4 protein-coding genes are annotated in these 6093 nt (G+C 27.5%); 1 reads left to right on the top strand and 3 read right to left on the bottom strand.

Features of this window, described 5'->3' with window-relative positions:
* Together ACH2BC_RS09440 and ACH2BC_RS09435 are read right to left on the bottom strand one after the other, a co-directional pair.
* Window positions 1-2317 (bottom strand): carboxypeptidase-like regulatory domain-containing protein (locus tag ACH2BC_RS09440; protein ID WP_395053747.1); only part of this gene is annotated, 2317 nt, incomplete at its 3' end.
* Between the two features lie 225 nt (window positions 2318-2542).
* Window positions 2543-3670, bottom strand: a complete 1128-nt coding sequence (locus ACH2BC_RS09435; RefSeq protein WP_395053746.1) for a helix-turn-helix domain-containing protein — start codon at window positions 3668-3670, stop codon at window positions 2543-2545.
* Window positions 3671-3842: 172 nt separating this feature from the next.
* Here ACH2BC_RS09435 and ACH2BC_RS09430 point away from each other — a divergent pair, with 172 nt between their 5' ends.
* Window positions 3843-4553 (top strand): hypothetical protein, encoded by a 711-nt coding sequence (locus ACH2BC_RS09430; RefSeq protein WP_395053745.1) that lies wholly within the window; start codon window positions 3843-3845, stop codon window positions 4551-4553.
* On the opposite strand, the gene ACH2BC_RS09425 is transcribed toward ACH2BC_RS09430, so the two are convergent.
* Entirely contained in the window at window positions 4554-6014 is a 1461-nt protein-coding gene (locus tag ACH2BC_RS09425) for a T9SS type A sorting domain-containing protein (RefSeq protein WP_395053744.1), read from the bottom strand.
* Window positions 6015-6093 lie beyond the last annotated feature (79 nt).

Raw genomic sequence — 6093 nt, 5'->3', positions numbered from 1 at the left:
TCATTCCAGTTTCTGCATTTTGTCTAAATCCAATTGACGCTGCATTTTTACGACCGTACAAATTGTAAATGCTAAAAACCCATTCGCTTTGCCACTTTCTACCTTTGTTTTTTCTTGGAGTTAATGTTGCAGAAATATCTAAATGATGATAGGTAGGAAGACGATTTTCGTTTCTTAAATTATAACTTGGAACAGTAATACCAAGATATTGATATTGTGCACTTGGATAAGTTACAGGTTGACCAGTTTGCAGGGCAAAATTGGCTCCAAACGTCCATTTTTCTGATAATTTATACGATGCAGTTGTGGCAAGATTATGCGTTTTATCGTAAACAGAATTGTACCATTCGCCATTGTTAATTCCTACTTCTTGTGGCGTTCTTCCCGGAGTTTGTTGTTGCGATTTAGACAAAGTATACGATATCCAACCTGTAAGTTTTCCTTCGTTTTTGCGAAGCATAAATTCTAAACCATAAGCTCGCAATCTTCCGTTAAGAATTACTTGTTCTATAGCATCGTTTGCAATTAAATTGGCACCATCAATATAGTCAATTCTATTAGCAACTTTTTTATAAAACGACTCTATTTCTAGTGAATACATATCGTTTTTAAAATTTTTAAAATAACCAATAGCTACTTGATCTGCAATTTGAGGTTTTATAAAAGTATCACTTGGTGTCCAAATATCTAATGGTGTTGGCGATGAAGTATTAGAAATTAATTGTAAATATTGAACCATTCTGTTGTAACTTAGTTTTACAGATTGATTGTCGTTTAATTGATATGCAACTGCTGCTCTTGGTTCAAGATTATTAAAATTGGCAATAGATTTATTTTTTTCAAATGATTTTGTTCCAATTGGTGTAGCAGTTTCATACACTTGTTGGTTTGGATTATACAATACCGGATTGTTATCTTGATACACATTTATATCTGACGCACCTAAACGGTAAAATAAACTATAACGCAAACCATAAGAAAGTGATAATTTTTTAGAAACTTCTTGTTCTGCATCAATATAAAATGCTGGTTCAAAGGCATTTTTCTTTTCTAATTGTTTAAAACTAATTCCAGATGATGCATCGGTTGGTTTTAATGTTCCTGGATTAAAGTTATAATAAATGGCATTTACACCATAGTTTAATTTTAAATTATCTGAAATGTAATTTTTAAAATCGTATTTTAAATTGTAGTTTTTTATGCCAGAATCCCATTTAAAACCAACATCTTGAATGGTTAATCCGTAATAATAATCGCTGTAAATTAATGAAAGATTAGAAAATAATTTATCAGAAAATAAATGATTCCAACGCAAGTTAAGAGTTGCATTGCCATAAGTATTGGAAAAACTTTTGTTTAAGGTAAAAACATCTCTACCAAAATAACTAGACAAGTAAAAGTTGTTGTTGGCGTTTAATTTATAACTAAATTTTGCATTTAAATCATAAAAGTAAACCGTATTATTTTTTTGTTCTTCGGATAATTTTAAAAATAAATGTGCATACGAAGCTCTTCCGCCAATTAAAAACGAACCTTTGTCTTTTACAATTGGACCTTCAGCAAGTAATCTACTAGAAATTAATCCAATTCCGCCATTCATATGAAATCCTTTACTGCTACCATCTTTTTGATAAATGTCTAAAACTGATGATGCTCTTCCACCAAACTTGGCAGGAATTCCACCTTTATATAATTTTAAATCTTTTATTGCATCTGGATTAAAAACTGAGAAAAATCCGAAAACGTGCGATGAATTAAAAATATTGGCTTCGTCTAACAAAATTAAATTTTGATCTGCGCCACCACCACGAACATTAAAACCAGATGCACCTTCGCCAGCATTAGTAACTCCAGGTAGTAATAAAATAGATTTTAAAACATCAACTTCGCCTAGAACCACTGGCATTTTTTTTATGGAAGAAATAGAAAGTTTGTTAACACTCATTTCTGCTTTTCTAATGTTGGTTGCTTTTTTATTTGCATCAATTACAACTTCTTCTAATACTTCATCTTCTGATGAAATTTTGAAATTACTTTTACTATTTTTATCTAAATTAATAGTTTCTTCTATAGTTTTAAATCCTAAATAAGATATTTGAACTGTATAATTTCCTTTGGGAATTGTTATTGAATAAAAACCATATTCGTTGGTTGTTGTAAAAGAATTTATCTCTTTAATAAAAATATTTACTCCAATTAAAGTTTCATTATTTTTAGCATCGATAATAGTTCCGCTAATAGTAAATTTCTCTTGAGAGAAAGAGTTGAAACTAAAAAATAGGAGTAAAAATGGAAAGATTTTTTTTAAGCTAATCATAAATTGGATTTTAAATTGCAAATTTGACTCTTTAGAAAAACAATTGTTACACAACAGATGTTAATGTATGGTTAAATAATTAATTATCAGATTCGCTATACTTTCTGATATTTTTACAATTAGATATAACATTGTCTTTTCTTTTTGCAAATATTAAATCTTTATAGGTAAAAATAGGTTTGAATTATAAATCAGAACTAACTTTAATTTGTTGATTTGTAGCACTTAAGAAACTTTTTTAAATTCAGATGGCGTTTTTCCTGTAATTTTTTTAAAAGTTGTGTTGAAAGCCGATTTAGAATTAAAACCAACTTCATATCCAATTCCAATTAAGGTTAAATTATTTTTACTTGGATCTAATAACAGTTTTTTAGATTCTTCAATTCTATACCTATTAATGAACTGGTAAAAATTTTCATTAAAACCATTGTTGATAGTGTAAGAAATTAAATGTGGCGTAGTTTGTAGTTCATTGGCTAATTTTATTAAGCTAAATTCAGAGTCAAGAAATGGTTTTTTTAAAGTCATAATCTTTAATAATTCTGATTTATTTTCTTCCAATTTTTCATCCGAGATTAATTTTTTTCTACTATCTGATGAATTTAATTCTTCAATAATTTCGATAATTTCTTCTTTTTGATTTGGTAAAAATGGATAAATTTCTTTTTGTTTTATAAAATCATAAGCAATAAAGAAAACTCCAATTAATAAAAAGAAATTTATTAGTGAAAAATGATGAGAAGAAATTTCAAATAACATATCTATAATCCAAATTATAATTAAACCATTAACAATTATTACAATATTTTCCAACCATTTTAAATCAATATTTTCAGTATTTGAACTAAATATTTTAATGTTTTGTTGGTGTTTTTTTAATTTTTTATAGGTTAAAAAACCATAAATAAGTAGCAGAAGAATAAATGAATAATTTAAAATTTGATACGATAGTGATACAATTTTAATAATTTCAGTATCATCACTAGAAACATTTTTTTCTGTAAAAAGAAAAGTTATTGCAATTAAAACAGCAAAAAATACTATTCCAAATAGAAAATGAAAGTAATCTTTAGCTTTCCACTTTCTATTAGGATTAATAAAATAACAGATAGATAAGTAAAAAAATGGAGCAATAAAATTGGCAGGTAAAGAAAAAGAATTAACTACTAGTTGATTTTTTATATCAATATTTAAAATTATAAAAAACTCTTCTAAATTTACAATAAAAATTGACGTTAGAAATAATCCAAACCAAAAATTGGCTTTTGTATTGACTTTATTAGGATTTGCAAAAGCCAAAAAAAGTAATAAAAGTAATGATCCAACAGATAGTAAAGTAATTATGTTATTCATTTTTTATTAAATAATTATGCTATTTAGAATCACTATTGTCAAAATTGTTACGTTATAATCTAAACTATTTTTATACTAATTTCAATAAAAAAGCGTTAATGTATGGTTAAGGAATGGTATTTGATTATAAATTTTTAAATACTTTTACAAACCTAATAAGTATAGTAACGCAATGATTTCTAAAAAATTATTTTTACTGGTTTTTATTTTATTTAGTTTTTCTTTTTCGGTTCAAGCACAATTTGAAACCAATAAAAAGAAGATTAAACTTAGTATTGTACCTAAAAAACTTCCACCAAAACCAGTTGAAGCTCCAAAACCAGTTGTAGAAAAAAAGCCAGAAACTAACATTCCAGCATTAAAATTTGAAAGTCAATTTAATAAAAAACCAGAAGATGAACTTTTAAAAAGTGTTTCTACAAATCCGAAAGTTGAGATAAAAGAAGGTAAAATTTATGAGGTAAAAAGCGCAAGTGAATTATTTGCAGATAAATTTAATAAAAAAGAGGGAAAAGTAGAAGAACGTTTTAAAAGTGATACCTTTTTGGGTCAGTTTAGTAGCGATTCTAAAACGGTTAGAATTGCTTGTAGAGATCACGAAGCTCCAGATGGCGACAGAGTTAGAATATGGCTAAACGATAAAGTTGCAGTTGAAGAAATTTTATTGGATTCGAGTTTTAAAGAATTGTATCTTGACTTGCAAGAAGGCATAAATAAAATAGAATTTGAAGCATTGAATCAAGGAGAATCTGGACCAAATACTGCTCAATTTACTGCAATAGATAAAAATGGTAAGGTAATTACTAACAACAGTTGGAACTTAACTACTGGAGTAAAAGCCAAAATTATAATTGTAAAAGAACCAGTTTTAAAAGAAGAATAATTATTTTTTTATTAACTTTTTAGTTTCAGATTTTAAATCATTATAAAAAGTTATAAAATAGATTCCAGTGATTAATTGAGAAACTGAAATTTGTTGATTTTCTAAAATTCCTTCAAGAATTAACCTTCCGTTATTATCAACAATTTTGTAATTAAAATTTTCATTTTTAGATGTGTAGATAATTTCTTCAGCAGGATTAGGATAAATTCTTATTAATGCATCTTCATCAAAACTAGAAATAGCCAAATTACTAGCATAAGCTCTACAAATTGGATCGCCAATTACAATATCCATCCAACCAACTAATCTTGACGCTGCATAAAAACTTTCGGCCATTGTCCAACCATTTCTGTAACGGTTAAAAATAATTTTAGGCGATGCAACTGCAACAAGAAGTGGTTCATCTGTATAACCTTTTACACCAGTAATTCCTTGCGAGACTAAATTCGCAATTAATGATTGTCCTCCAGTTGTGGGTAAAAAAGTTCTTCCACCAGTTGAAACAGCAGTTTCTCCAAGTGCGCCAACAGAAAATCCTAATGAATTATAGGTATTAGCGTTGTAATTTGTATCATTACTTCCCCAAGAAATATATCCTTTTAAATTGGTAATGTTTCCTATAAACGTATTTGCTGTATCAAATTGAACCGGAATATTTGCAGATGATAAATCAGTAGAAGATTCTTGCATATCAGAATTATATAATCCATATGGACCTTCGGTTGTAATACTTATAGTTTGTCCAGAAATGTAATTATCAGGATAAATAGAATAGGGTTGAGGTTCATTTGGAAAACCAAAATCGGCACAAGCATCAAGTAATATAGTTCCAGAAGTTACAATGCCGTTTGTAAAATTATTTTCTGCTTCCAATGATCTTGTGGTTAACGCAATTGCATCAGCTTGAGTGTAACCATCTAAACGCGTAACTAAGTATCCTCCAAAAACTGAATTTGAAAATCGTGTGGTGCTGTTCCAAAATTTATTTGCATAAGCTTGACCAACAAAAGTATTTCCATAATCTATATCGGAAATAGAAACAATACTAGAAGTTGGACTAGTTTCATAATTTATTGAAGAAATTCTGCTATCAACACAACAATTTCCACCATAAGGTTTATTAGGTGTATTATAAATATGAATAGGAATTCCTTTAGTTAAAACAATAAAATCAATTTCTGGATGCGTACTTAAATATTCTTTTATAGGATTTTCTATAATAGTTACATAATCTGGAAAATTTATATACTCGTAATCAGAATTTGTTGCACTATCAAAACAATCAATCGTTAGTATTTTTGTAACATTTCTTCTAGTTGAATAATCTTCTGCAATAGCAAGAGAAATAGGACTATTTGTATTTTGAACAATTAAAACACGTTCGTTTAAAGTTGTAGTTTGAGCAAAATTAAAAAATGAGACAATCAAAAAAATAAACAGTAGGTTAATTTTATTTTTCATAACTATCTCATTTATATTAAGTAACCAATGTAAAATTAAGAAGTGTTTTTGATAATGAGATTAAACAAATCATAAATTA

This window comes from Flavobacterium sp. (assembly GCF_043760115.1).
Taxonomy (GTDB): domain Bacteria; phylum Bacteroidota; class Bacteroidia; order Flavobacteriales; family Flavobacteriaceae; genus Flavobacterium.
Note: the sequence above shows the minus strand (reverse complement) of the source record. Positions and strands in the feature narration are given on the sequence as shown.